Below are 24,942 nucleotides of genomic sequence, written 5' to 3'. Positions count from 1 at the left end.
GCGCGAAAAACTTGCAGTCTTGGCCACAAGGCGGGAACAAACTTGCGCAGCCGGCAAAAAGCGAAATTTCGCTTAAATGACGGAAAATCCTACTAAAATTGTGATATTTAGCGCTTTTGGAGAGCAAAAGCCGGGTAAATTCTTGCTCAAAAAGCTGCGCGCCACACGAGCATCACCCGATGCGCGGGACGGATAGGCGCTCATTTTCAGAGGAAGATCTTGAAAGCACCCAACGGGCCAAACCGCCGTGGGGCTTAGAGTGGATCAGAGCAGGCCGAAGGTGCGTGCCTTCGCAACAGCCTGAACCTTGTTCACGGCAACAAGCTTGGTCAGCACGTTGCTGATATGAAAATTCACGGTACGCGTAGAAATATTGAGGATCGCCCCGATAATCTCGGCAGTCTTTCCTTCACTCGTCCAACGCAGGATTTCACGCTCACGCGCCGTCAGGCAAACTTCACTGGCACAATTCATACGCGGCACATTGACCAGTGTGAACATCGACAGATGCAGAAGATTGGTCACCATCTGCAACTGACGCCGCAGCGCTGTGACCTCGGCTGCGGTCAGCGGCTGGCCACTGCGCAGGAATGTCAGCATTCCAAACACGCCCTGAGCAGCCCAGCACGGCTGCGAAATGCCCACCTTCAGTCCATAGCTTTGCAGATCGGCCCATAATTGCGGCGTGTCGGCAAAAAGCTTCGGCGACCAGACCAGCGGGTCGATACTATGCAGACCAAGCCGGACCAGCGGGTCGACCTCGACATATTTCTTGGCGGTATAAAGTTCAGTCCAGCCTTTCGGCATGTCCTCGTGACGCACCCATTTGACCGCCCCATTCAAGGACGGAACCGACATGACATATGAAACATGGTCAAAGCCGATTTCGCGGGCATATTTTTTTACATATTCAAACAGCTTGTCCGCATTATCCGCAGACTGCATGGCATCGCATAACAATTCCCATTTCATTGCTGCCATCCTAATAATGTTTTCAATAACTTACGCACAATACAGCTTTTACGCTCACAAAATTCCGAACGCACAACCTTAAATAGCATTTTCCTGTAACTCTCTCCAGAACGATTGTTTTCAAAAAAGCTGGAACCTTGCGAAAAACAGCCGTTTTTAAACAGTTCTGGCGGCGGTCGATGAGAAAGCGCCAAAAATAAAAAGGGCCTCGCATCGCAAGGCCCTTCTTCTGTTGGTTGTAACAGTTTTTTCGACTATGCGGCTTCGTCGGCAACATCACCCGGAATGTAATTGAGGATCGGTGCAAGCCAGCGCTCGACGTCGCGAACGCTCATGCCCTTGCGGCTCGCATAATCCTCAACCTGATCGCGCTCCACCTTGGCCACACCGAAATAATAGCTTTCCGGATGGCCGATATAGAGGCCCGAAACCGACGAGCCCGGCCACATGGCGTAGCTTTCGGTCAGTTCCACACCGGTCTCAGCCGTGGCATCAAGCAGACGGAACAGCGTGGTCTTTTCGGTGTGGTCCGGCTGGGACGGATAACCCGGGGCCGGACGAATACCCTGATAAGGCTCGCCGATCAGCTCTTCCGGCGTATAGGTTTCATCCGTTGCATAGGCCCAGAATTCGCGGCGCACACGCTCATGCATCAGTTCTGCAAAGGCTTCGGCAAAACGGTCGGCCAGCGCCTTCACCAGAATGGCGGAGTAATCATCATTGGCGCGCTCGAAACGCTCGGCAATGGCAACTTCGCCAATGCCTGCCGTAACAACGAAGCCGCCGACATAATCCTGCTTTCCACTTTCGACCGGCGCCACAAAGTCGGACATGGCGACATTCGGACGGCCATCGCGTTTGCTGAGCTGCTGGCGCAAGGTGAAGAAGGTCGCAAGCTCCTCTTTCCGGCTTTCGTCGGTGAACAGCCGGATATCGTCGCCCACCGCATTGGCTGGCCAGAAGCCGACCACGGCTTTCGGTGTAAACCATTTTTCGTCGATGATCTTCTTGAGCATGGCCTGCGCATCGGACCAGAGCTGGCGCGCGGCCTCGCCCTGCTTTTCATCCTCAAGAATCGCAGGATAACGCCCTTTCATCTCCCAGGTCTGGAAGAACGGCGTCCAGTCGATATAGCGCGCGATTTCGGCCAGATCGTAATCGTCGAAAGTCTTCGTGCCGGTGAAGGTTGGCTTTACGGGAGCAAAGCTGTCCCAGTCGAGCTTGTGCGCATTGGCGCGGGCACGCGCTATCGGCAGGCGCTGTTTTTCCGCTTCGCTGCGGGCATGCGCTGCGGCGACCTTCGCATATTCATCACGAACGCCACTGACATAATCGCCCTTGGCTTCCGGCGACAGCAGGCTGGACACGACGCCAACCGCGCGGCTGGCATCGATGACATAAACCGCCTGACCGCGCTCGTAACGCGGGTGAATTTTCACCGCCGTATGGACACGGCTCGTCGTCGCCCCGCCGATCAAAAGCGGAATGTCGAAACCTTCGCGCTCCATCTCCGCCGCCACATGCGCCATTTCGTCAAGCGATGGCGTGATGAGGCCGGACAGACCAATGACATCAACCTTTTCGTCACGGGCGACTTGCAGAATCTTCTGCGAAGGCACCATGACGCCGAGATCGATGATTTCATAATTGTTGCAGGCCAGCACGACACCAACGATATTCTTGCCGATATCGTGCACGTCGCCCTTCACGGTCGCCATCAGCACCTTGCCGGCGCTCTGGCGTTCTTCGCCGCCATTGAGGCGCTTTTCCTCTTCCATGTAAGGCAAGAGAACGGCCACCGCCTGCTTCATCACGCGGGCAGACTTGACCACCTGCGGCAGGAACATCTTGCCCGCGCCGAACAGATCGCCAACCACGTTCATGCCAGCCATCAGCGGACCTTCGATAACGTGAAGCGCCCGCTCGGCAGATTGGCGCGCCTCTTCCGTATCGGCTTCGATAAATTCGGTGATGCCGTTGACCAGCGCATGGGCAAGGCGCTTTTCCACCGGCCATTCGCGCCAGGCGAGATCCTGTGCCTTGGCTTCCTTCGAACCGGAATCGCGGAAACGTTCGGCAATTTCCAGCAGACGTTCGGTCGCATCCGAACGGCGGTTCAGCACCACATCTTCGCAGGCCTCGCGCAGTTCCGGATCGATGGCATCATAAACCGCCAGCTGACCAGCATTGACGATGCCCATATCCATGCCCGCCTGAATGGCGTGATAGAGAAACACGGCGTGCATCGCCTCGCGCACCGGCTCATTGCCACGGAACGAGAATGACAGGTTCGACACGCCGCCCGAGACATGGACATGCGGCAAGGTCGTCATGATCTGCCGGGTCGCTTCGATGAAGTCGACACCGTAATTATTGTGCTCGTCGATACCCGTCGCTACCGCAAAAATATTCGGATCGAAGATAATGTCTTCCGGCGGGAAACCGACCTGCTCGGTCAGAATCTTATAGGCGCGGGTACAGATTTCGATCTTGCGTGCTTCGGTATCGGCCTGTCCGGTCTCGTCAAACGCCATGACCACGACCGCCGCACCATAGGCGCGAACGAGCTTGGCATGATGAATGAAGGCTTCCTCGCCTTCCTTCATCGAGATGGAGTTGACCACCGGTTTGCCCTGAACGCATTTCAGGCCAGCCTCGATGACTTCCCATTTGGAGCTGTCGATCATGATCGGCACGCGGGCGATATCCGGCTCGGCAGCGATCAGATTGAGGAATTCAACCATCGCCTTTTCGGAATCGATCAGGCCTTCATCCATATTAATGTCGATGATCTGGGCGCCATTGGCCACCTGATCACGCGCCACATCAAGGGCAGCGGCAAAATCACCGGCCTTGATCAGCTTGCGGAAACGGGCGGAACCGGTCACGTTGGTGCGCTCGCCGACATTGACGAAGGGAATGTCCTCGGTCAGCGTGAAAGGCTCAAGGCCGGAAAGACGCATCAGCGGCTCGACCTTGGCAGGCTTGCGCGGCGGGTGTTTTGCAACGGCCTCGGCAATGGCGCGGATATGTTCCGGCGTCGAGCCGCAGCAGCCGCCAACCACATTGACCATGCCGTCGCGGGCAAAGCCTTCGATCTGGGCGGCCATCGCTTCCGGCGTTTCGTCATACTGGCCAAATTCGTTCGGCAGACCGGCATTCGGATAGGCGCAGATGAATGTGTCGGCGATATTCGACAATTCATCCAAATGAGCGCGCATGGCATTGGCGCCCAGCGCGCAGTTGAGACCAATCGTGAACGGCTTGGCGTGACGCAGCGAATGCCAGAAAGCCGTTGGCGTCTGGCCCGACAGAGTGCGGCCGGAAAGATCGGTGATCGTGCCGGAAATCATCACCGGCAGGAAAATGCCCTTCTCTTCGAACACTTGCTCCGAAGCGAAAACGGCGGCCTTCGCATTCAGCGTGTCGAAGATGGTTTCAATCAGGATGATGTCGGAACCACCATCGATCAGCCCACGAATCTGCTCGGCATAGGCGATGCGCAGATCGTCAAAGGTGACCGCGCGGAAGCCTGGATTATTGACATCCGGCGACAGCGAGGCGGTACGGTTTGTCGGTCCAAGCGCACCGGCAACGAAGCGGCGACGACCGTCTTTCTGTTCGGCGCGCAAGGCGGCACGACGGGCAAGACGCGCACCGTCGCGGTTCAGCTCATAGACCTGCTCTTCCATGCCGTAGTCGGCCTGGGCGATCGTCGTGGACGAGAATGTGTTGGTTTCGAGAATATCCGCGCCTGCAATGGCGTAAGCGTAGTGGATTTCCTCGATAGCCTTTGGCTGGGTCAGCGTCAGAAGGTCATTATTGCCCTGAAGCTGGCAATCGCAAGCGCCGAAACGCTCGCCGCGAAAATGCTCTTCATGGAAGCCAAGGCCCTGGATCTGCGTTCCCATCGCGCCATCGAGGATCAAAATACGCTCGCGCGCTGCCTTCGTCAGCGCGGCCAGCACCTCCGAACCATCCGGCTTTGCAGCCGTTGCACCGAAGAGATCGTCGAGAGAAGACGCCATAAGAGTACCGCCTGTATTCTGATATGCATAATCGCAGAAGGACGCTTAATGACATAAACATATCTTTATGTCAATTATTGATCGGCTTTCAGGGCATGATATGTGCACCCAAGAAAGAGGCCGCTCAACGATGTGACCTCTCGGATTCACCTCACCGATCTGTTGCCGGACAGAAAGAAATCGTGACCGCTGAAAGCCACCGCTCCGCCACAATGGACAAGCAAAATTTCCGCACGGATGATTTGCTTTTATTAGGAGCGACCTATGAAAAGGTTTGGTTATTCCCTGTTTGCCGCGTGTCTGTCGCTTGGCATGGGTCTGTCAGCCGCCGCCGGGACGGCCAATGCAGCGCAACCCTCCCTGATGGCGGCACCGACCACCGCGTCGGCACAGTCCTCAACCCCCAATGTGCAGACCGTGCAATATTACGATTATCGTGGCGACCGGCGCTATTGGCGCTATGACCGGCCGCGCTACCGGCCCTATTATCGGCATGACCGTCGTTACTGGGGCCCGGGACCGGTTTATCGTCATCGTCCGGCGCCAGTCTATCGCGGCGGCAACCCGCATGTCCGCTGGTGCTACAACCGTTATCGGTCATACCGCGCCTATGACAACACCTTCCAGCCCAATTACGGGCCGCGCCGCCAGTGCTATTCGCCTTATCTGTGAGGCCGCAACCAACGAAGAAAGCCCCGCAATGCGGGGCTTTTCTCTAAACTGTCACGAAATATTTATGGCTGCTCAGGTAACATAGGCACCGATGGAAGCCGCGACCAGCCCGATTGCAACGGCAATCATCACGCCATAAACGCGCGGCTTGTCGAAAAGAACGGCGAAAGCTGAAAACCAGCCCACGACTGCCGCACCGAGCGCGAAGAGAAAACCCGGCTTGTCGCCATGATAAAGGTTTGCCGCCATCAACCCGCCGATGATCAGCGCGCCGAAAACGATCATTAACCCCGTGGCGTAACGCTCATAATCGTCCATTTAAATTCCTCGGTTCCGATCTCGCGAAAACTGCGACGGAAACTTATATCGACCTGTTTGGCCATTTAAGGGCATGGAATCTCTCACACCGCCATCCTGACCTTCTCGCTCACACAATCATTATTCGTGGCGTTCTTCAACCATTTCGCAGCGCCATTCGCTGCAAATGTTACAACTTATCGTTTGAGATCGCCGTTCAGTCGTAAAATCCATGCTATATTGAACCCATGGAACCGTCTGGAATCACCATTTTTGAAACACCTATTGGGGCGTGCGGCATTGCCTGGCGCGGTGCGAAAGTCATTGGTGTTGAAATCGCCGATACAGACGAGAAAGAAACCCGCTACCGTCTTGGTGAGCGGGTGGGCGAACAGTTCCCTGAAGCGCAGGCCGAAGTGCCAGCCTTTGTGGCGCAAGCGATCGAAAAAGTGCGTGTGCTTCTCGACGGCGGATCACCGGATTTCTCGGAAACGCCGCTGGCGCTCGATTCGCTCCCCGAGCTTAACCGGCAGGTTTACGAGATTATTCTCGAACTGAAAGCCGGTGAAACCACCACCTATGGCGCGATTGCGAGACGGCTAGGCGATGTCAGCCTGTCGCAGGCGGTCGGCTATGCGCTTGGTAAAAACCCGTTTCCGATCATTGTGCCCTGTCACCGGGTTCTCGGTTCCAACGGCAAGGTCGGCGGATTCTCGGCAGCTGGCGGAACTGCCACGAAACTGAAGCTTCTCAATATTGAGCGCGCCAAAATCTCCAGCGAGCCCGATCTGTTCGGCGGCCTGCCGCTTCAGGAACGGCCGCAGGCGGAGTGGTAACTACTCTTTACCGCTGACCACATCAGCCGAGAAGCGCAATTCGCGCATCGGGCGCACCAGCTGCGTCGTCGCATCGTAGGTCGGATGTTTCTTGAAAGCGAAAAGCGCTTCTTCATCCTTGAACTCGGCATAGACCACGAGATCGATGCGGTCGCACATCGGATCGACCCTGGAATTCGGCAGAACTTCGAAGACTTCGGAATACGGGATGGTGGCAAGCTGCTCCAGCCCTTTCCTGACTGTCTCGATATCCTGACCTTCCTTAACGCTGAAAAAAACAATGTGCCGGATCACGCCTCAACTCCCTGTAAGTGACAAGGCGTATCTAGCGCATCAAGACAGCCAAAAGAATGGCAAATAGTTGCGGGTCGCCACGCGCCTAATTTCGTTCCTGAGCTGGTGAAAATGGTGGCTTTCGAGAACCGGAGCGGAGTGTACTCCAGCATAGTCCCGAAAAGTTGCAGACTTTTCGGATAAGACTATGCGTCAAAGAAAGATACGTGAGCACCGGAAGCGGAGACGCATAATCCCAAAAAGTTGCAGACTTTTTGGATAAGATTATGCGCAAAAAAGTGCCATTTGCAGACGCTCAGGGGCGAAATTCAGCCCGCTTTCACGCGACGCCAGGCAAACCCGCCTTCTTCCGGCACGGAACCACGCCCCGGCTGGTAGTAGCCGGGTGTATCAACCAGACGGTTTTCGCCGAGACGACCTTGCGCAACCTTGTTGGTTACCTGAAGGCTGTCGAAACCGGTGCGCAGCATCAAGGCGGCCTGATCGATCAGCACATCGCCAACAGCGCGCAACTCGCCGGTAAAACCTTCGCGGCGCAAAATCTCGGCCTTGGAATAGGAGCGACCGTCATTGAAAGCCGGGAACTGCAAGGCGATCAGCGGCAGGCTGCCCAGATCATCCAGCAGCGGTTCAATTGCTTCGCCCGGCGCAACCGAAACGCCGATCCGGTGATTGGAGGCGCGGCGGCGCTCTTCATCCAGTCCGAGCCAGACGGCCAGCGGAATGATGATCGCCGGGGCGTCGCCAGCAGCTTCCAGATCGTCGGCAAAGACATAATCGTCTTCGCGAAAGCCCTCGGCAGACCAGAGTTTGGTTTCGTTGATATCGCTCATTTCCGGTCACCTGCTCCCAAATTCTTCAAGCTGTCGGACAGACCCGACAGGTGGATGCCGCATTCTGTCTTTTCCGATCCCGCCCAGCGTCCGGCACGCTGGTCTTCGCCGTCGTTCACGGGCCGCGTGCAAGGCATGCAACCGATGGAACGGTAGCCCTGCGCAGTCAGGGGATGCGGCGGCAGATCATGCTTTTCGGCATAGGCCTTGAGATCGGTTGCCTGCAAACGCGCCAGCGGATTGATACGAATGCGCGGGCCGACCGACTCAAACACGGGCAGGCTTTCGCGTGTCGATGCCTGAAACTGCTTGCGGCCCGTCATCCAGGCCCGATAGGGCGCGACGGCGCGCGCCATCGGCTCAACCTTGCGGATGAAGCAGCAGCGGTCCTTGTCGGTCATCGACAGCGCGCCGAACGGATCATCCGCCTTGATGCTGTCCTCCAGCGGCAGGATATCCTGCACATCGGTCAGACCCAGCCGATCCACCAGATCGTGACGATAATCGAGCGTCGCCCGAAAATGCTTTCCCGTATCGAGAAACAGAACCGGGGTTGCAGGGTCGATTTCCGAGATCATGTGCAGGAGCACTGCCGATTCCGCCCCGAAGGAAGACACGACCGCGATCTGCCCCTCATAAAGTTCACGCGTGACGAGCGCGATCACTTCCTGCGGGGTAGACGCACCGTGGCTGGCCTCCAGAAGGCGGGCTTCGGCGCTGGCACTTTCTTCAGCATCAAGCTGCACGGCTTATTTCTCCATAAAGCGCGCGTTTGAACGGCTCCATGCCGACGCGGCGATAGGCGGCGAGGAAGGTTTCCTCCGGGCTTTCACGCAAGGCGAGATAGGTATCCACCACCGTTTCGATGGCATCCACCACTTCTTCCGACGAGAAGCCGCGACCGGTGATTTCACCAATGGCCGAATGCTCGTCCGCCGAACCGCCAAGCGTGATCTGATAGAGTTCCTCACCCTTCTTCTCAACGCCCAGAATGCCGATATGGCCAACATGGTGATGGCCGCAGGCATTGATGCAGCCGGAAATCTTGATCTTGAGATCGCCGATTTCAAGCTGGCGCTGCTGATCACCGAAACGCTCGGAAATGCGCTGTGCCACCGGAATGGAGCGCGCATTGGCAAGGGCGCAATAATCGAGACCCGGGCAGGCGATGATGTCGGTGATGAGACCGGCATTCGCCGTCACCAGACCATCCGATTGCAGCAGATCGTAGACAGCTGCGAGATCGGCCTTGGCCACATGCGGCAGAACCAGATTCTGCTCGTGGCTGACGCGGATTTCATCAAAGGAATAGGTTTCGGCAATATCCGCCACCAGTTCCATCTGCTCGGCACTTGCATCGCCTGGAATACCGCCAATGGGCTTCAGTGAAATGGTGACAACCGCATAATCCGGGTTTTTGTGCGGCGTGACATTGCGCGCCACCCAGCTTGCAAATTCCGCATCGGCCTTCTGGGTGACCGCCAACACTTCCCAGCCTTCCGGCCTCTGCGGCAGGTTCGGCATGCGGAAATAGCTTTCGATGGCATCGATATCGCGCTGCGGCAGCTTCAGCTCGCCGTAACGAATATCTTCCCATTCGGCATCAATCTCGCGGGTCAGTTCTTCGACGCCCGTTTCATGGACGAGGATCTTGATACGCGCCTTATATTTGTTGTCGCGACGGCCATGCAGATTATAGACGCGCACGATGGCCGTCACATAGGTCAGCATGTCCTCGAGGGGCAGGAAGTCGCGGATTTTCTTCGCCACCATCGGCGTGCGACCCTGACCGCCGCCAATATAGACGGCCAGCCCCAGATCGCCTGCCTCGTTCTTCTTCAGCTGCAAGCCGATATCATGCACCTGAATGGCGGCGCGGTCGTGCTCTGAACCCACAATGGCGATCTTGAATTTGCGCGGCAGATAGGAAAATTCCGGATGCAGCGACGACCACTGGCGCAGAATTTCTGCAAACGGACGTGGATCGGCCACTTCGTCGGCGGCAGCGCCTGCGAAATGGTCGGCAGTCACGTTGCGAATGCAATTGCCGGATGTCTGGATGGCGTGCATCTCGACTTCCGCCAGTTCTTCCAGAATGCGCGGCACATCCTTCAGGGCAGGCCAGTTATACTGGATGTTCTGGCGCGTGGTGAAATGGCCGAAGCCACGATCATAGTCGCGTGCAATCGATCCAAGGCGGCGCAGCTGGCGGCTCGACAGCGTGCCATAGGGGATGGCCACGCGCAGCATATAGGCGTGCAATTGCAGATAAAGGCCGTTCATCAGACGCAGCGGCTTGAACTGGTCTTCGGTCAGCTCGCCAGTCAGGCGGCGCTCGACCTGATCCTTGAACTGGGCAACGCGGGCCGCAACAAAATCACGGTCGAATTCATCATAACGGTACATAGTCTAAATCCAGTTCAGAGCATTTCCTGCAAAAGTGGAAACCGGTTTTGCGTCCGGAAATGCGTCAACAGATATTACGAGGCGCGCTTCAAAGCAGGCTTGTCGAGAGGCAGATCACCAAAGGTCACGATGGTCGGGCCGGACAGGCGGATGCGCTCGCGCAGGCGGATCGGGTAAAGCCCCTCCTCGCGCTCCTCGACATCGATCACATTCACATCGACGACCAGATTGGCTTTCGCTGCAACCTTGCCCGCCTCTTCAAGCGCCGTCACGGCTTCCGCATGGCGGGCGATCAGCGCGCCATCGATGGTCTCCTGCCACGAACCGTCGGCACCGAGCCACACAGCCTGCCCGTCGATCAGCCGGTTTGCAGTGAGAACTTTTACGACCATTTCCAAACTCCAAACTTATGTTAACCGCGCATCCTGCGGGTTTAGGCTGCGACGGAAACCGGCTTGAGGGCCAGCGCTTCGGCTTTGTCGATTGCGGCACCGGCGACGGCATCGCCAATGATCACCATGACCGGGCCGGAAAGTTCCTTGCGGTTTTCCAGATCCGGCAAATCCTTCAGCGTGCCGTGGAACAGGCGCTTGTCCTGTCGGCTCGCATTTTCCACCACCGCCACGGCGGTATCTTCGTGCAGGCCCGCACCAATCAGCCGCGCAGCAACCGACGCCGCGACCGTGGAGCCCATATAGACGGCAATGGTTGCACCCGAGACGGCGAGCTTCGCCCAGCCCGGCAGCACATCGCCCGTCATGTCATGACCGGTGGTGAACACCAGCGACGAAGCAACACCACGCAATGTCAGCGGCAATTCCATATCGGCAGCGGCGGCAAAGGCTGACGTAATGCCGGGTACGATTTCGAAACCGATACCGGCAGCACGCAGCGCCGCCATTTCTTCGCCTGCGCGTCCGAATACCAGCGGATCGCCGGATTTCAGCCGCACAACGCGCTTGCCTTCGCGCCCGAGCGTTACCAGCAGGCGGTTGATCTCTTCCTGGCTTTTGGAATGGCAGCCCTTGCGCTTGCCAACGGCAAGGCGCTCGGCGTCACGACGGCCCATGGCAATGACGCCTTCGGGCACCAGCGCATCATGCACGATGACATCGGCTTCCATCAAAGCGCGATGGGCGCGCAGGGTCAGCAGATCTTCAGCACCCGGACCGGCGCCAACCAGCCAGACATAGCCGGCTGCATTGTCACGCTGCTCGATCATATCGCTCGCAGCCTTGTAGGCTTCCACGCGGTCGCCATTTTCAATGGCGCTGGCAACGCGGCCCGAAAAGAACCCGCGCCAGAAACTGCGGCGCGCCAGACCCTTGGGCAGTACTCGCTCGACCAGCGGCCGCCAGCTTTCGGCGAAATGCGCAAGCTCGCCAAGGCGCGGCGAAAAGGCAGCATCGATACGCGCACGAACCATCTGCGCCAGAACCGGAGCGCTTCCTTCCGAACCAATCGCAATCGTCAGCGGCGCACGGTTGACGATGGCAGGCGTCAGGAAATCGCAAAGTGCTGGACGGTCAACGACATTGACCGGAACCTTCTCGGCCTTGACCACGGCAGCAATGGCGCGATCCTGCGCTTCATCGCCAGTCGCCACGAAAACCAGCTTTGCGCCCTCGACATGTTCCGGTGCAAAGGGTGCAGCAATATGCTCTGCACCATGGCTCGCGATGAAATCGGCCAGATGGTGTTCCGTTTCTTCGGCAATGATGCGAAGACGTGCGGATGTCTGCGCCACGAGGCGCGCCTTGTTCAAAGCTTCCTCGCCGCCGCCAACGACGACAACCACCTCTTCCGACACCCGGAAGAAGGCAGGAAAATCAGCCAGTAAACGCTTTTGCGGTAGAGACACGGCGCGATCCTTGGGAGCATTTCCAGCGAAAGCCGATACCGGTTTCAGTTACGGAAATGCGTCTGGTAAAAAGATGGCGCCATTATCCATGGAGAGCGGGAGATTTATAAGAAACGGGCTTGCGCGTGAAAATCACGGCGAGCATCACTTTTTCTCAAAACGGTCGATTGCGGGATTTTAATTTCCCATAAGGCCAGAAATATATCCCACAATTTTTATAGGGTTTACATAGGCTTATAGATAAGCATCGCTCGTGAAAAAGGCCGAAACGTGTTTCGGCAGGCGGCGCGGCAGCACGGCAATCAGATCGAAACGCAACGACAGACGGGCATGATCGGGCTGGCGTTGCAGCCAGAGATCGGCTGCGGCTTCGATACGGCGCATGGCCTGCGGTGTGACCGCGAGATGCGCGGCTTCCAGGCTGCTGCGCGCCTTGACCTCGACAATGAGCACAAGATTGCCCCGCCGGGCGATCAGATCGATTTCGCCGAGCCGGGTTCGATAGCGCCGCGCGACAATGCGAAAACCTTTCAAAAGAAGTAGTACAGACGCAAAGCGTTCGGCGCTGTGTCCGCGAAAGAAAGCAATGCGCTTTTTCTCGCGGAGGTCTGTCATCGCTGATCCGATTTCAGTTGCATGAGGCGCTGATAGAGAACCGATTTCTGCCCGCCGGTCATGCGCGCGGCCTCGCCTGCAGCCTTGGATGGCGGCAGTTCGTCTGCAAGCGACAGAAGCAGCTTGTCGATATCTTCCTCGCTTTGCGGAATGGTGTTGCCCGTCGGCGGACCGACCAGCAGAACCACTTCACCGCGAATGCGGTCTTCACCGTCAAACTCTGCTGCAAGTTCACCCAGTGGCGCGGTGCGAATGGTCTCATAGGCCTTGGTCAGTTCGCGACAAAGCGCGCCCAGACGATCCGGCCCAAACACTTGGGCCATTTCGGCCAGCGTCGCCGCTGTCCGGTTTGGCGATTCATAGAACACCAGCGTCGCATCGATGCCCTTGAGGCTTTCGAGCTTCGTCTGCTTTTGCCCGTGCTTGGATGGCAGGAAGCCGCAGAACATGAAGGCGTCGGTCGGCAGGCCAGAAGCGGCAAGTGCGGCCAGAACCGCGGAAGCACCCGGAATGGGGACGACGCGAATACCCGCCTCGCGTGCTTCGCCAACCAGACGAAAGCCCGGGTCGGAGACAAGCGGCGTGCCCGCATCGGACACCAGCGCAACGCTTTTGCCCGCTGACAGCGCGGCAATCAGCTTCTCGCCGGCTTCGGCGGCATTGTGCTCATGATAGCTGATCGGACGGCGGGAAATGCCGTAACGGTCGAGGAGAACGCGGGTCACACGTGTATCCTCGCAGGCAAGAACATCGGCTGCGGCGAGTGTTTCGATGCCGCGCAGCGTCATGTCGCCAAGATTACCGATCGGCGTCGACACGATATAAAGTGCTGGCTCCAGCGGACGGGCGCGCATGGCTGTGCCACCCACCACATAATCGCGCCGTCCCTCGTCAATATTCTGGGCGCCCATATCTTCAGTCATTGCTTATCCCTCATGCCGCGAGATCCGCGACCAGCGCATCCAGCACCAGCGCACCGTCCGGCGTCGCGCGAATGATGCTGCCGCCCATCGGCTCGATCATGCCCTGGGTGATCAGTTTCGCCAGACGCTTCTGGTCAATGTCATGCCCCGACAGCCGCTTGTAGCGATCCAGATCGATGCCTTCGCGCAGGCGAAGCCCCATCATCAGGAACTCATCGCCCTCCTGCCCGCCATCGAGATATTCTTCCTCGATAATGCCGTGGCCGCGTCGTTCAACCTTGTCGAGCCAGGTTTCCGGATGCTTTTCGGTAATCGTCACCGTGCGAACGTCGTTTTCCACGAAACGCCCATGCGCGCCGGGGCCGATGCCGACATATTGCCCATAACGCCAATAGACGAGATTGTGCTGTGACTCACGCCCCGGCACCGCATGATTGGAAATCTCATAGGCCGGGAGACCATGCTCTGCCGTTACCCTTTGCGTTTCTTCATAAAGTGCCGCGGCGTGATCCGGTTCCGGTGTGGTCAGCTTTCCAGCCTTCCAGAGATTATAAAACTGCGTGCCTTCCTCGATGGTCAGCTGATAAAGCGAGAGGTGATCGGCGGCCAGTCCGATGGCCTCCTTCAACTCTTCGCGCCAAGCCTCCATGCTCTGGTTCGGGCGAGCATAGATCAGATCGAAAGACAGGCGCGGGAAAATCTCGCGCGCCAGGCGAATAGCCGCCTTCGCTTCCTCAACCGAATGCATGCGCCCGAGACGGCGCAAGTCGGGATCGTTGAGCGCCTGAATGCCGAGCGACACGCGATTGACGCCTGCCGCGCGATAGCCGCGAAAACGATCGGCCTCCACGCTGGTCGGGTTGGCTTCCAGCGTCACTTCGATGTCGGGTGCGACAGACCAATGCAACGCAATATTATCGAGAAGTGCGCCCACCGTTTCGGGCTGCATCAGCGATGGCGTGCCGCCGCCCAGAAAAATGCTGGTGACCGTGCGCGGGCCAGTGCGCTCGCGTAGCGTTTCCATCTCGCGCCGGAACGCTTCGGAAAACCGCGCCTGATCCACCGGCTTGTGACGGACATGGCTGTTGAAGTCGCAATAAGGGCATTTGGCCAGACAGAACGGCCAATGCACATAAACGCCGAACGCATTTTCCCCGTTCACCCGCGCGATAGGAAACGCACTGGCTGTATCGATCGCCTGCAAAGGGGGAAACAGCTTGTTCATTTCGCGGAAGCCGGCTCCACGTTGAGCGCCTTTTCGGCGAAAAGCTTGAAGGCGCGGGCGCGGTGCGACAGAGCCTCGGCGTCGCCCGGCTTCCAGCCATGCTTCTCGTCGGCGGTCATTTCGCCAAAGGTCTTTTCGTGACCATCCGGCAGAAACACCGGATCATAGCCGAAGCCGGTCGTGCCGCGCGGCGGCCAGATCAGCACGCCTTCCACTTCGCCACGGAAATAATCCGCTTCGCCGTCCGGCCAGGCAAGGCAGATGACAGAGACGAAACGCGCGCCGCGCTTGTCTGCGGTCGTGGCACCCTTTTCCTGCAAAAGATCTTCGACCTTGCGCATCGCCATGTCGAAATCGCGCGTGCCGTCTTCGGTCTCGGCCCAGTTGGCCGTGTAGACGCCCGGCTCGCCGTCCAGTGCATCGACCATCAGGCCGGAATCGTCAGACAATGCGGGCAGGCCGGTGGCTTCAGCCGCAGCAAGCGCCTTGATATAGGCGTTTTCCTCAAACGTGGTGCCGGTCTCGTCCGGCTCCGGCAGGCCAAGTGCTGCAACAGAGCTGACATCGAAGCCGAACGGACCGATCAGCCCGTCGAATTCCTTCAGCTTGCCTGCATTATGCGAGGCGACAATCAGCTTGCCTTTTTCCAGCGTTCTCATTTTCAATTCCATAGTTTGGGTTCGGCAATCTCCAGCGAATTGCCGGATGGATCGCGGAAATAAATCGAATGTGCGCCATTGGGCCAATCGAAATCGGCCTCAATGGCGACGCCATGCTTTTCCAGATGTTTCCGCCAGCCCTCGATCTCGGCGCGGCTTGCGGCAAAACATACATGACCCGGCCCCGTCGTGCCATGTGGTGGCACCGGCAGATGGCACGGCAAAGGCGGCTTCAAGGTTTCTTCCGCCTTGAAGAGCAGCAAAATGCCCTCACCACAGCGGAAGAAAGCATTGCGCTCGCTGAGCTGGCCCACCGGTTCCAGCCCCATCGTATGGCGATAGAATTCTACCGCCTCTGCGACGTCGCGGACATAGAGTGCCGTTTCAAGAATACGTGCAGCGCGCATGGATCAGGTCTCCTCATTCAGATGGAGCAGACACTGTCCTAGCAGAGCCTGTTCCAAAAGTCGTCCTGTGCGGCTGCAAATACGCTTTTTTGAGTGAGGCTCTTAAGCGACGGCCATTTTCTGCAGCGACACAAGACGATCGACACCGCTGCGCGCCAGCTTCATCAGATTCAGGAACTCTTCTTCCGAGAAAGGCGCGCCTTCGGCAGTGCCCTGAATTTCAACAATGCCGCCAGCGCCGGTCATGACGAAATTGCTGTCGGTCTGGGCGACGGAATCTTCCGCATAATCCAGATCGAGAACAGGAGCGCCTTCATAGATGCCGCAGGAAATGGCGGCGACATGGTCCTTCAGCACCTTCTCGACCCGCACCATCTGGCGCGCTTCCATCCAGCGCAGGCATTCATGCAAGGCCACCCAGCCGCCGGTGATGGCTGCGGTGCGCGTGCCGCCATCGGCCTGAATGACATCGCAATCCACCGTGATCTGTACTTCGCCCAGCGCCTGCATGTCCACGACAGCACGCAAGGATCGTCCGATCAGACGCTGGATTTCCTGGGTGCGTCCGCCCTGCTTGCCAGTGGCGGCTTCGCGGCGCATGCGGTCGCCGGTCGAACGCGGCAGCATGCCGTATTCCGCCGTGACCCAGCCCTTGCCGGTGTTGCGCATCCAGCCCGGCACCTTTTCCTCAAGGCTTGCCGTGCACAGAACATGCGTGTCGCCAAATTTGACCAGGCAGGAGCCTTCCGCATGTTTGGAGATGCCGCGCTCGAAAGAGACGGCGCGCATTTCGTCGGCAGCACGCTTGGATGGACGCATATATTAATTTCCTTGATCGAGTTTTTGGGGAGTCAAAGTCTTCCGTGCGGCTTTTTAGGCTCCCCGGGCGCAAATAGAAAGGAATTTTGCGCTTCGCCAGCCCAAAGACATGTCGAGAAGTGTTGAGAGGAATGCCAGTATGGAGCTAAAGCCTTTGACGCTTAGCGCCGCAACCTTATATTTAGGGCAAGCAATCAACAGGTTCGCCGCTCTATCATGATGAAATCGCCTGAACATCAGCTTTTGAATTCGCTCGACCAGCGGTCGCGCGAAATTTTCCGGCTGGTCGTCGAGAGCTATCTCAACGACGGCGACCCGGTCGGTTCGCGCAATTTGTCCCGCCTGCTGCCGCATTCGCTCTCGCCAGCCACCATTCGCAATGTGATGAGCGATCTGGAGCATCTGGGGCTGATCTATGCGCCGCATGTGTCGGCGGGTCGTCTGCCGACGCAGATCGGCCTGCGCTTTTTCGTCGATGCCTTTATGGAAGTCGGCGATCTGGCACCGGGCGAACGCTCGTCCATCGAGGCGCAGGTGCGCGCCGCCGGTAACAGCAATTCGGTCGAGAGTGTACTGACCGAGGCAAGCCAGGTCCTGTCTGGCCTGTCGCGTGGCGCAGGTCTCGTGCTCGCCACCAAGACGGAAGGCGCGCTCAAGCATATCGAATTCGTGCGGCTGGAGCCGACCCGCGCGCTTGCCGTGCTGGTGATGCAGAATGGCGATGTGGAAAACCGCGTCATCAATCTGCCGGTCGGCATCAGCGCATCGCAACTGGTCGAGGCGTCGAATTTCCTCAACGCCCATATTCACGGCCATACGCTTTCCGAAGCCAAGGCCGAACTGAAGGTGCTGATGGAGGAAACCCGTCAGGAACTGGACCAGCTTTCGCAGGAACTTGTCGAACAGGGCCTCGCCGTCTGGGGCGGCACCGGCTCCGACCAGCCGTCGCGGCTGATCGTGCGTGGTCGCGCCAATCTTCTGGAGAACATTCACGCGCAGGAAGATATCGAGCGTCTGCGCCATCTCTTCGACGATCTGGAAACCAAGGACGGCATGGTCCAGCTTCTGGATCTGGCCGAAACCGGTTCAGGTGTGCGCATTTTCATCGGCTCGGAAAACAAGCTGTTTTCGCTGTCCGGTTCATCGCTGGTGGTCGCGCCCTATCGTGACAGCGAACAGCGGGTCATCGGGGCGCTCGGCGTCATCGGCCCGACCCGCCTCAATTATGCGCGTATCGTTCCGATGGTGGACTATACGGCCCAGATCGTGTCTAGACTTTTGCGGTGAGGTGTCAATCTTACCGGGTCACCAGAAATTAAGCCTTGATTTTAATGGCCTGAAACTCGATATCCGCCCCAGAAGATATTCAAGACGGAAGAAGCATTATGTCTGACGAAAAAAACAAAACCCAGAACCCCGATCTTGAGCAGCGCGACATCAACAATCCTCGGGATCGTGAGGCGCTGAACCGGGCTGCCGCCGATTTCCTGAAAGCGCGCAAGGCGGAAGCCAGCGCCGAAGTTGCGGAAGACGAAGCGGACAATGCGGCTGATGAAACCGCAAACCGGATTCTCGCGCTCGAAGCCGATAACAAGGAACTCAAGGATCAGGTTCTGCGCGTTGCTGCCGAAATGGAAAACCTGCGCAAGCGCACCCAGCGCGACGTGCAGGATGCCCGCACCTATGCGGTGACCAATTTTGCCCGCGACATGCTGTCGGTTTCCGACAATCTGCGCCGCGCCATCGACACCATTCCGGCAGAGATGCTGGAAGCCGACGCCAGCCTGAAGTCTCTGGCCGAAGGCGTGGAAATGACCGAACGAGCCATGTTGCAGGCGCTGGAACGTCACGGTGTCACCAAGCTTGAGCCGGAAGGCCAGAAGTTTGACCCGAATTTCCATCAGGCCATGTTCGAAGTGCCGAACCCGGATCTGCCGAACAACACCGTGGTGCAGGTTGTGCAGGCTGGTTACGCCATTGGTGACCGCGTCCTGCGCCCTGCCATGGTCGGCGTTTCCAAGGGCGGCCCAAAGGCTGCTGCCGAGACCGGCGGCGCGGAAGGCGACAGCTGATAAGCAGCGTCATCGAAATTACAAAAAAAGCGGCGGTCCATCCGCCGCTTTTTTGTATCTGCTGACCTGCGTTCATACAGCCATATTGCCAAGGCGCGCAGAGCAATAGAAAATCGCATCACATATCTTGCTGGGGGAGCCGCGTGACCGTCGTACAGTTTCTGAACTTTGCGGGTGTTTTCGTCTTCGCGGCAACAGGCGCGCTTGCCGCCTCGCGGCGACAGCTCGACATTGTCGGCTTCATCTTTCTTGCCAATATCACCGGTATCGGCGGCGGAACGCTGCGCGATCTCATCCTGAGCACGCCTGTTTTCTGGGTTCAGGAGCCGATCTACCTGCTGGCGGGCACACTGGCCGCCTTCGCGGTCTACTTTACCGCCCATATGGTGGAATCACGCTATCGCGTGCTGCTCTGGCTCGATGCCATCGGTATGTCGGCCTATACGGTAATGGGTGCGGCCAAGGGGCTTGCGCTCGGCGTCAGCGCGCCGGTGGCCATCGTCACCGGCATTTTTACAGCCACACTCGGCGGTATCCTGCGCGATATGGTGGCTGGAGAGCCATCGGTGATCATGCGGCGGGAAATTTATATCACGGCGGCGCTGGCCGGAGCCTGCCTCTATGTCGGGCTGGCGCGCCTTGGCGTCGACCCGTTCTTTTCGGCAGTGGTCGCGGCGCTGACCAGTTTTACCGTGCGCGGCGGAGCGCTTTATTTCGGCTGGAACCTGCCGGTTTATAAAAGCCGTCCCGGCCGCACGGAAGAAGAACTCCAGCGCGACCGGATCATTCGGTCCGAATAGTCAGATCAAATCAGGCCGGCCTGACTTGCAGCAGCCTGAAGGCTGAGCAGCGGACGCGGGCCCATCTGCTGGATGATGAGACCGGCGGCAAGCGAGCCGAGCCGTGCGCAATCTTCCAGCGAGCGGTCCTTGGTATAACCATAGAGGAAGCCAGCCGCATAGAGATCGCCTGCGCCGGTCGTGTCGACCAGTTCGTCGATCTCGATTGCGGGAACGGTCAGCGTCTGATCGGGCGTCACAATGACTGCACCCTTTTCTGAGCGCGTGATGATCGACAGCTTGCAATCCATACGCATCGAGGCAATCGCCGTTTCGAGCGACTTGGTCTGGTAGAGCGACTTGGCTTCGTCCTCATTGGCGAAAACGATATCGACCGTGCGCTTGCGCATCAGGTCGAGGAACTCTTCACGATAACGGTCCACACAGAACGGATCGGAAAGCGTCATGGCCACTTCATGGCCCGCCTCATGCGCGATCTTCGAAGCCATCACGATGGCTTCCTTGGCGCGGGGCGGATCCCAGAGATAGCCTTCGAAATAGGTGACCTTGGCATCGGCGACCTTGGAGGTCTCGACGTCTTCCGGTCCAAGCTCGACGCAGGCGCCGAGGAAAGTATTCATCGAGCGTTCGCCATCCGGCGTCACGAAAATCATCGAGCGGGCGGTCGGCGAACCCTTTTCCAGCGGACGCGTATCGAAGGCCACGCCCTGTGCGCGGATGTCATGCGCGAAGACACGTCCGAGATGGTCGGTCGCCACCTTGCCGAAATAGGCGGAGCGTCCGCCGAGGCTGGCGACACCTGCCGCCGTATTGCCCGCGCTGCCGCCAGACATTTCGGTCGCCGGACCTGCAATGCGGCTATAAAGCAATTCTGCGCGATCGGCATCGATCAGGTTCATTGCACCTTTGACGATACCGTTGGTTTCGAGGAATGAGTCGTCCGTACGCGAGAGAATATCGACAATGGCATTGCCGATGCAAAGAACGTCGAATGTGGCCATGAGCTCGAAAAGCTCCCCTTTTTTCAATTCTCCAGCCCGCCCTTCATCTGGGCAGGGGGAGGCTTTGGCGCCAGCTATCTATCCTGCACATGATGCGGTGGGATAGATATTCGGGTGCGGGTTTAGCCTTTTGCTCTCTCTTTGGCTACCCCGCCGCGATCCTGCGATGTGGGTAGCCCGGCTTGCACGGCCCGTTGGCCGTACCTATTTTCATTTCGTCCACAGCCAAAACAGGCTCAAAACGGAAAAAGAATGATCATAGACGCCGCCTTGAAAGCCCTGAATCGTCTGCTGACGCCGGAGTTTCGCTCGGTTTTCTGGAAGACTCTGGGTTTGACGCTTTTGCTGCTGGCCGGTCTCTGGGTCAGTATTCGTCAAATCTTTTTTATCTATGCCTGGCCGTGGATGGAGCAATTGCTGCCCGGCATGCCTGCATGGGCAGGCTGGCTGGGTATTGTTGCCGCCATCGCGGCGGGGCTTGGTCTAGCGCTTGTTCTGGCGCTGATGATCGCGCCCGTCACGGCGCTGGTGGCGGGTCTGTTTCTTGATGACGTTGCCGAAGTGGTCGAGCGTACGGATTATCCGAACGACCCGGCAGGCAATGCCCTACCGCTTGGACGTTCCATCGTCGTTTCACTGAAATTTCTCGGCGTGGTGATCCTCGGCAACCTTGTGGCTCTCGCCCTGCTGTTTGTGCCGGGGATCAACCTGATCGCCTTTTTCGTCATCAACGCCTATCTGCTCGGGCGCGAATTTTTCGAATTCGCCGCCATGCGCTATCGCACCGAATCGGAAGCCAAGGCGCTGCGCTCCCATTATGGCGTGACGGTCTTTCTGGCAGGCCTGCTGATTGCCGGTTTCATGGCCATTCCGCTGGTCAATCTGTTGACCCCGCTTTTTGCAGCAGCGCTGATGGTACATCTGCACAAGGCCATTTCGCAGCGCGAGGCTGCCAGACCTGTCAGAACTTACGCCTGAGGCGGAAGCGGAATCAGCGCGGCAGGCACATCGCAGGTTTTTTCCGGCGACTTGCAGATATCGGCGATGACACAATGCTCGCATTCCGGCTTGCGCGCCTTGCAGGTATAGCGCCCATGCAGGATCAGCCAGTGATGGGCGTGCAGCATATATTCCGCCGGAATGACCCGTACCAATATGGCCTCGACCGCATCCGGCGTCTTGCCCGGTGCCAGACCGATCCGGTTGCCGATGCGCAATATATGCGTGTCCACCGCCATGGTCGGCTGGCCGAACGACATGTTGAGCACGACATTGGCCGTCTTGCGCCCGACACCCGGCAGCTTGACCAGCGCGTCGCGGTCGCCCGGCACCTCACCGCCATGGTCGCGGATCAGTGCTTCCGAAAGCAGGATGACGTTCTTCGCCTTATTGCGCCAAAGGCCGATGGTGCGAATATAATTGCCAACCTTTTCCTCGCCCAGCGCCAACATTTTCTGCGGCGTGTCGGCGACGGCAAACAGACCGCGCGTTGCTTTGTTCACGCCCGCATCGGTCGCCTGAGCAGACAACACCACCGCCACCAGCAAGGTGAACGCGTTCACATGCTCCAGTTCGCCCTTCGGTTCCGGGCGCTGCACGGAGAAACGGCGGAAGATTTCGTGAATCTCGTCGGCCGTATAAAGCGTACCGGCCACGCGGCGCGGGCGGCGAACGGCAGAGCTCGCTGCCGGGCTGCTTGCGGCGACGGAAACGGTCACGGGCGATTTGATTTTGGCCTTTTGCATTCTGTCTCTATACTGAGGTCTGTTCCTGGAAGACAACCCGCAGCTTGACGCAGGCGGTTTTCAGATCAAGGGTTCAGACTTTGATGCACCATCCAGACGGCGCTGAACCGGACAGGTTCGAGACCCCTATTTTTGAAGCCTTGCTGACGCCCTATCGCTCACTGGGACGCACGGGCTTCACCGTCCTGATGGCAGCACTCATCGCGTGCTGGCTGTTTGTCGGCATTCTGTTCTGGTCCATCGGTGCATGGCCCATCTTCGGCTTTTTCGGCCTCGATGTGCTGCTGATCTATCTGGCATTTCGCTGGAACTACCGCTCCGCCCGGGCTCGTGAAGAGATTTCCGTTTCGCGCGCAGCCCTGCATATCCGCCAATATGCCCCTTCCGGCAAAATGACGGCGCATCGGTTCAATCCGTTCTGGACACGCTTTCGCGTGGCGCGAAAGCCGGATATCGGCATTACGGATATGAGCGTTGAAAGCCGCGACAAACATGTCGCCATCGGCAGTTTCCTCAATCCCGACGACCGCGAAAATTTCGCCAACGCCTTTCGCGCAGCCTTGGCCGAGGCACGACGGTAGAGCGCGTTTCAGTATGTGCTAAGTTTGACACTACCCGCCCCGCAACAGTGGCGGGTATCGCCCTCCCCCATCGTCGTTTTACGATATGACGAAGGGGGATTCCGGCATTGGCCCTTGAAGTCGGGCTTTTCACAAGCCATATCAGTTAGCGGAGAGATACGCCGAACGGGTTCTCTTCATAACGGTCGCTTCTCATCAAGGACTGATGCAATGACAAGAATGACTCCGTTTTCGAGCCCTCTCTTGCTCGGATTCGACACGATGGAAAAGACACTCGAACGGATTGCCAAATCCGGCGATGGCTACCCACCCTATAATATCGAACGCCTGCGCGGTGAAACAGGCTCCGAGCGCTTGCGCATCACGCTTGCCGTGGCAGGTTTCTCCAGCGAAGATCTCGACGTCATGACGGAAGACAACCAGCTTGTCATTCGCGGGCGGCAGACCGACGACACCGAACGCGAATATCTGCACCGCGGCATCGCGGCCCGTCAGTTTCAGCGTGTGTTCGTGCTGGCCGATGGCATGCGGGTGCTGGGTTGCGAGTTGAAAAACGGTCTTCTCGCTGTCGACCTCGACCGACCGGAACCGGAACGGCTGATCAAGAAAATCAACATAGCTGTGAAAGACTGAAAAACGTTCAGGTTTCGTTCAGTCATTAAGGCTATGATAACTATCGTGAAGCTCTGGTGCGGCATAGCCGTGAATGGTGTGCCGCTCAAATGGAGGCTAAGACCATGAACAGACAGGTTCTCACCGAAAATGAATTCGCTCATCTGGGCGAAGGTGAAATTGCCTACGTACGCAAGATCCGCTCCGACGATCTTGCACGCAGCTTCCCCGCTCTCCCACCAATCGAGCCTGGCCTTGAACTCTGGGCTCTCTTTGGCGCAAGCGGCGAGCCGATTGTGCTCTCCGATGTCCGCGCCACGGCGTTGCAAGGCGCACACGAACACGAATTACGCACGGTGCTGCTCAACTAACATGGCAGCCTTGTTGAATGTGCAGTGATAGCGGCTCCACCATGTAGAGCCGCTATCGCGATCATTGTGTGATTGTCGTGATTTAACGGAAGTTATTGTTTATTGCTTCGCGCAGCGCTCATTAATGCTGCTCACGCATCTCTTATATGCTTCATGAAACGCGTCTCCGTGTCCGTCCTTAATGGCCTCTTGCTGAGCCTTGTCGCAAGCCGCCATTTCCCGCTTGAAGCACTGATCAGCACTCTCAGCATTCGCTGGCAAGGTACAAAGCGCAACAGCCAGCATAAAAAAAGTGAAAATATACTCTCTCAAAGTATTAAAAGGCCCCTCTTAAATCCTGAATTAATCCCTTCAATCATGAATAAATCGACTATTCCGGCTTTATAATATTTCCTTCACACATAATTGTTCTTTCCCGGACACACCCTAGATTTACTTCTGAGAATAGATCTGGATGTTTCGCATTGCAATACTTCACCGCCGCATCGTAACAAACCTTAAATTCCTCAGATGAGGCAGCACTCGAAATAGACGAAAAAGCAACTAATGAAAAAATTAATTTCTTCAATTTATATTCCTCAGAATTTTTAATTGGAAACTATATAGTTATAGCGAGTATATAATTATATATTTACAAATTTTATTCTATAGTTAACTATTTTTAAAAATTTAATTTAACCGCCGAAACCCGGGCAAAATGGCATTTTTCTCGATAAACAATCATGATAATCGGCATTGAACTCCAATAAATCGCTCCCGTGCTCTGCGGTACACTCTTTGGCGACACGTTCAGCACACTCACCTTTAGTTTCTTCAGCACAAGCAGCACCTGAAAACATTGCCGCGACAATCAAAGCTGAAACATATTTCTTCAATTTATTTTCCATCAATATGAGTCTTACAAAATCCTTCT

At 57.4% G+C, this 24,942-nt stretch carries 27 protein-coding genes; 9 read left to right on the top strand and 18 right to left on the bottom strand.

Annotation, left to right across the window (positions count from 1 at the left end):
• Positions 1-264 precede the first annotated feature (264 nt).
• Both QBD01_RS02570 and metH read right to left on the bottom strand, forming a co-directional pair.
• Entirely contained in the window at positions 265-972 is a 708-nt protein-coding gene (locus QBD01_RS02570; protein WP_280991479.1) for a LuxR family transcriptional regulator, read from the bottom strand.
• A 254-nt stretch (positions 973-1,226) separates the two neighbouring features.
• Positions 1,227-5,000, bottom strand: coding sequence for a methionine synthase (metH, locus tag QBD01_RS02565; RefSeq protein ID WP_280991478.1), 3,774 nt, complete (start codon positions 4,998-5,000; stop codon positions 1,227-1,229).
• 264 nt (positions 5,001-5,264) lie between these two features.
• On the opposite strand from metH, the gene QBD01_RS02560 reads away from it, so the two are divergent.
• On the top strand, positions 5,265-5,672 hold the full coding sequence (locus tag QBD01_RS02560; RefSeq protein ID WP_280991477.1) for a BA14K family protein: 408 nt from the start codon (positions 5,265-5,267) through the stop codon (positions 5,670-5,672).
• Positions 5,673-5,744: 72 nt separating this feature from the next.
• Here QBD01_RS02560 and QBD01_RS02555 read toward each other — a convergent pair whose 3' ends face one another.
• On the bottom strand, positions 5,745-5,990 hold the full coding sequence (locus QBD01_RS02555) for a hypothetical protein (protein WP_006465911.1): 246 nt from the start codon (positions 5,988-5,990) through the stop codon (positions 5,745-5,747).
• A 227-nt stretch (positions 5,991-6,217) separates the two neighbouring features.
• Here QBD01_RS02555 and QBD01_RS02550 point away from each other — a divergent pair, with 227 nt between their 5' ends.
• A complete protein-coding gene (locus QBD01_RS02550) occupies positions 6,218-6,805 on the top strand; it encodes a methylated-DNA--[protein]-cysteine S-methyltransferase (protein ID WP_280991476.1) in 588 nt (195 codons plus the stop codon).
• Here QBD01_RS02550 and QBD01_RS02545 read toward each other — a convergent pair whose 3' ends face one another.
• From QBD01_RS02545 to rph, 12 genes are all read right to left on the bottom strand, one after another.
• The gene (locus QBD01_RS02545) at positions 6,806-7,099 is read right to left on the bottom strand and encodes a Dabb family protein (protein ID WP_280991475.1); all 294 of its coding nucleotides are present in this window, start codon (positions 7,097-7,099) and stop codon (positions 6,806-6,808) included.
• A gap of 308 nt (positions 7,100-7,407) precedes the next feature.
• Positions 7,408-7,932 (bottom strand): DUF934 domain-containing protein, encoded by a 525-nt coding sequence (locus QBD01_RS02540; RefSeq protein ID WP_280991474.1) that lies wholly within the window; start codon positions 7,930-7,932, stop codon positions 7,408-7,410.
• Complete coding sequence (locus QBD01_RS02535; protein ID WP_280991473.1) at positions 7,929-8,678, bottom strand: phosphoadenylyl-sulfate reductase; 750 nt, start codon at positions 8,676-8,678, stop codon at positions 7,929-7,931. Before QBD01_RS02535 ends, QBD01_RS02540 begins: the two co-directional genes overlap by 4 nt.
• A complete protein-coding gene (locus tag QBD01_RS02530) occupies positions 8,668-10,338 on the bottom strand; it encodes a nitrite/sulfite reductase (protein ID WP_280991472.1) in 1,671 nt (556 codons plus the stop codon). The genes QBD01_RS02535 and QBD01_RS02530 overlap by 11 nt, the downstream gene beginning before the upstream one ends.
• 74 nt (positions 10,339-10,412) lie before the next feature.
• On the bottom strand, positions 10,413-10,730 hold the full coding sequence (locus tag QBD01_RS02525) for a DUF2849 domain-containing protein (RefSeq protein ID WP_151654317.1): 318 nt from the start codon (positions 10,728-10,730) through the stop codon (positions 10,413-10,415).
• Positions 10,731-10,771: 41 nt separating this feature from the next.
• Complete coding sequence (cysG, locus tag QBD01_RS02520; protein ID WP_280991471.1) at positions 10,772-12,199, bottom strand: siroheme synthase CysG; 1,428 nt, start codon at positions 12,197-12,199, stop codon at positions 10,772-10,774.
• A gap of 234 nt (positions 12,200-12,433) precedes the next feature.
• Positions 12,434-12,814, bottom strand: coding sequence for a YraN family protein (locus tag QBD01_RS02515; RefSeq protein ID WP_280991470.1), 381 nt, complete (start codon positions 12,812-12,814; stop codon positions 12,434-12,436).
• Positions 12,811-13,737 carry a 16S rRNA (cytidine(1402)-2'-O)-methyltransferase gene (gene rsmI, locus QBD01_RS02510; protein ID WP_280991469.1) on the bottom strand — a complete coding sequence of 309 codons (927 nt, stop codon included), beginning with the start codon at positions 13,735-13,737 and terminating at the stop codon, positions 12,811-12,813. Before rsmI ends, QBD01_RS02515 begins: the two co-directional genes overlap by 4 nt.
• 10 nt (positions 13,738-13,747) lie before the next feature.
• Positions 13,748-14,962, bottom strand: coding sequence for a radical SAM family heme chaperone HemW (gene hemW / locus QBD01_RS02505; protein WP_280991468.1), 1,215 nt, complete (start codon positions 14,960-14,962; stop codon positions 13,748-13,750).
• Positions 14,959-15,621, bottom strand: a complete 663-nt coding sequence (gene rdgB / locus QBD01_RS02500) for an RdgB/HAM1 family non-canonical purine NTP pyrophosphatase (protein WP_280991467.1) — start codon at positions 15,619-15,621, stop codon at positions 14,959-14,961. The genes hemW and rdgB overlap by 4 nt, the downstream gene beginning before the upstream one ends.
• Positions 15,622-15,623: 2 nt before the next feature.
• Positions 15,624-16,028 (bottom strand): VOC family protein, encoded by a 405-nt coding sequence (locus tag QBD01_RS02495; protein WP_280991466.1) that lies wholly within the window; start codon positions 16,026-16,028, stop codon positions 15,624-15,626.
• Between the two features lie 102 nt (positions 16,029-16,130).
• Positions 16,131-16,847 (bottom strand): ribonuclease PH, encoded by a 717-nt coding sequence (gene rph, locus QBD01_RS02490; RefSeq protein WP_078339626.1) that lies wholly within the window; start codon positions 16,845-16,847, stop codon positions 16,131-16,133.
• 216 nt (positions 16,848-17,063) lie between these two features.
• Here rph and hrcA point away from each other — a divergent pair, with 216 nt between their 5' ends.
• The 3 genes from hrcA (at position 17,064) to QBD01_RS02475 (ending at position 19,719) form a co-directional block, all read left to right on the top strand.
• A complete protein-coding gene (gene hrcA / locus QBD01_RS02485) occupies positions 17,064-18,134 on the top strand; it encodes a heat-inducible transcriptional repressor HrcA (protein ID WP_280991465.1) in 1,071 nt (356 codons plus the stop codon).
• 98 nt (positions 18,135-18,232) lie between these two features.
• On the top strand, positions 18,233-18,919 hold the full coding sequence (grpE, locus tag QBD01_RS02480; protein WP_182519196.1) for a nucleotide exchange factor GrpE: 687 nt from the start codon (positions 18,233-18,235) through the stop codon (positions 18,917-18,919).
• A gap of 143 nt (positions 18,920-19,062) precedes the next feature.
• Positions 19,063-19,719, top strand: coding sequence for a trimeric intracellular cation channel family protein (locus QBD01_RS02475; RefSeq protein WP_078339629.1), 657 nt, complete (start codon positions 19,063-19,065; stop codon positions 19,717-19,719).
• 5 nt (positions 19,720-19,724) lie between these two features.
• Here QBD01_RS02475 and QBD01_RS02470 read toward each other — a convergent pair whose 3' ends face one another.
• On the bottom strand, positions 19,725-20,720 hold the full coding sequence (locus QBD01_RS02470) for an adenosine kinase (protein ID WP_182519195.1): 996 nt from the start codon (positions 20,718-20,720) through the stop codon (positions 19,725-19,727).
• 252 nt (positions 20,721-20,972) lie between these two features.
• On the opposite strand from QBD01_RS02470, the gene QBD01_RS02465 reads away from it, so the two are divergent.
• Positions 20,973-21,698, top strand: a complete 726-nt coding sequence (locus QBD01_RS02465) for a sulfate transporter family protein (protein WP_280991464.1) — start codon at positions 20,973-20,975, stop codon at positions 21,696-21,698.
• Here QBD01_RS02465 and nth read toward each other — a convergent pair.
• A complete protein-coding gene (nth, locus tag QBD01_RS02460) occupies positions 21,689-22,465 on the bottom strand; it encodes an endonuclease III (protein ID WP_280991463.1) in 777 nt (258 codons plus the stop codon). The two genes, QBD01_RS02465 and nth, sit on opposite strands and share 10 nt — an antisense overlap.
• 83 nt (positions 22,466-22,548) lie before the next feature.
• On the opposite strand from nth, the gene QBD01_RS02455 reads away from it, so the two are divergent.
• The 3 genes from QBD01_RS02455 to QBD01_RS02445 all read left to right on the top strand — a co-directional run bounded on the left by QBD01_RS02455 (position 22,549) and on the right by QBD01_RS02445 (position 24,029).
• The gene (locus QBD01_RS02455; RefSeq protein WP_280991462.1) at positions 22,549-23,046 is read left to right on the top strand and encodes a DUF2244 domain-containing protein; all 498 of its coding nucleotides are present in this window, start codon (positions 22,549-22,551) and stop codon (positions 23,044-23,046) included.
• Between the two features lie 210 nt (positions 23,047-23,256).
• On the top strand, positions 23,257-23,679 hold the full coding sequence (locus tag QBD01_RS02450) for an Hsp20 family protein (protein WP_078339634.1): 423 nt from the start codon (positions 23,257-23,259) through the stop codon (positions 23,677-23,679).
• A gap of 104 nt (positions 23,680-23,783) precedes the next feature.
• Positions 23,784-24,029 carry a DUF1150 family protein gene (locus QBD01_RS02445; protein WP_078339635.1) on the top strand — a complete coding sequence of 82 codons (246 nt, stop codon included), beginning with the start codon at positions 23,784-23,786 and terminating at the stop codon, positions 24,027-24,029.
• Positions 24,030-24,703: 674 nt separating this feature from the next.
• Here the strand turns inward: QBD01_RS02445 and QBD01_RS02440 are convergent.
• Positions 24,704-24,916: a hypothetical protein gene (locus QBD01_RS02440; RefSeq protein WP_280991461.1), complete on the bottom strand. Its 213-nt coding sequence runs from the start codon at positions 24,914-24,916 to the stop codon at positions 24,704-24,706.
• Positions 24,917-24,942: the final 26 nt, after the last annotated feature.

Source organism: Ochrobactrum sp. 19YEA23 (assembly GCF_029909865.1).
Taxonomy (GTDB): Bacteria; Pseudomonadota; Alphaproteobacteria; order Rhizobiales; family Rhizobiaceae; genus Brucella; species Brucella gambitense.
The sequence above is the reverse complement of the archived record's forward strand: the minus strand, read 5'-3'. Positions and strand labels throughout refer to the sequence as shown.

Excerpts from the sequence above, each read along its gene's own strand:
- hemW (WP_280991468.1), bottom strand. The coding sequence starts at position 14,962 with ATGAACAAGCTGTTTCCCCCTTTGCAGGCGATCGATACAGCCAGTGCG.
- QBD01_RS02525 (WP_151654317.1), bottom strand. The coding sequence starts at position 10,730 with ATGGTCGTAAAAGTTCTCACTGCAAACCGGCTGATCGACGGGCAGGCT.
- QBD01_RS02570 (WP_280991479.1), bottom strand. The coding sequence starts at position 972 with ATGAAATGGGAATTGTTATGCGATGCCATGCAGTCTGCGGATAATGCG.
- QBD01_RS02540 (WP_280991474.1), bottom strand. The coding sequence starts at position 7,932 with ATGAGCGATATCAACGAAACCAAACTCTGGTCTGCCGAGGGCTTTCGC.
- QBD01_RS02530 (WP_280991472.1), bottom strand. The coding sequence starts at position 10,338 with ATGTACCGTTATGATGAATTCGACCGTGATTTTGTTGCGGCCCGCGTT.
- hrcA (WP_280991465.1), top strand. The coding sequence starts at position 17,064 with ATGATGAAATCGCCTGAACATCAGCTTTTGAATTCGCTCGACCAGCGG.
- QBD01_RS02465 (WP_280991464.1), top strand. The coding sequence starts at position 20,973 with ATGATCATAGACGCCGCCTTGAAAGCCCTGAATCGTCTGCTGACGCCG.
- grpE (WP_182519196.1), top strand. The coding sequence starts at position 18,233 with ATGTCTGACGAAAAAAACAAAACCCAGAACCCCGATCTTGAGCAGCGC.
- rdgB (WP_280991467.1), bottom strand. The coding sequence starts at position 15,621 with ATGAGAACGCTGGAAAAAGGCAAGCTGATTGTCGCCTCGCATAATGCA.
- rph (WP_078339626.1), bottom strand. The coding sequence starts at position 16,847 with ATGCGTCCATCCAAGCGTGCTGCCGACGAAATGCGCGCCGTCTCTTTC.
- QBD01_RS02555 (WP_006465911.1), bottom strand. The coding sequence starts at position 5,990 with ATGGACGATTATGAGCGTTACGCCACGGGGTTAATGATCGTTTTCGGC.
- QBD01_RS02560 (WP_280991477.1), top strand. The coding sequence starts at position 5,265 with ATGAAAAGGTTTGGTTATTCCCTGTTTGCCGCGTGTCTGTCGCTTGGC.
- QBD01_RS02495 (WP_280991466.1), bottom strand. The coding sequence starts at position 16,028 with ATGCGCGCTGCACGTATTCTTGAAACGGCACTCTATGTCCGCGACGTC.
- QBD01_RS02440 (WP_280991461.1), bottom strand. The coding sequence starts at position 24,916 with ATGGAAAATAAATTGAAGAAATATGTTTCAGCTTTGATTGTCGCGGCA.
- nth (WP_280991463.1), bottom strand. The coding sequence starts at position 22,465 with ATGCAAAAGGCCAAAATCAAATCGCCCGTGACCGTTTCCGTCGCCGCA.
- rsmI (WP_280991469.1), bottom strand. The coding sequence starts at position 13,737 with ATGACTGAAGATATGGGCGCCCAGAATATTGACGAGGGACGGCGCGAT.
- QBD01_RS02550 (WP_280991476.1), top strand. The coding sequence starts at position 6,218 with ATGGAACCGTCTGGAATCACCATTTTTGAAACACCTATTGGGGCGTGC.
- QBD01_RS02470 (WP_182519195.1), bottom strand. The coding sequence starts at position 20,720 with ATGGCCACATTCGACGTTCTTTGCATCGGCAATGCCATTGTCGATATT.
- QBD01_RS02515 (WP_280991470.1), bottom strand. The coding sequence starts at position 12,814 with ATGACAGACCTCCGCGAGAAAAAGCGCATTGCTTTCTTTCGCGGACAC.
- QBD01_RS02445 (WP_078339635.1), top strand. The coding sequence starts at position 23,784 with ATGAACAGACAGGTTCTCACCGAAAATGAATTCGCTCATCTGGGCGAA.
- metH (WP_280991478.1), bottom strand. The coding sequence starts at position 5,000 with ATGGCGTCTTCTCTCGACGATCTCTTCGGTGCAACGGCTGCAAAGCCG.
- QBD01_RS02455 (WP_280991462.1), top strand. The coding sequence starts at position 22,549 with ATGCACCATCCAGACGGCGCTGAACCGGACAGGTTCGAGACCCCTATT.
- QBD01_RS02450 (WP_078339634.1), top strand. The coding sequence starts at position 23,257 with ATGACAAGAATGACTCCGTTTTCGAGCCCTCTCTTGCTCGGATTCGAC.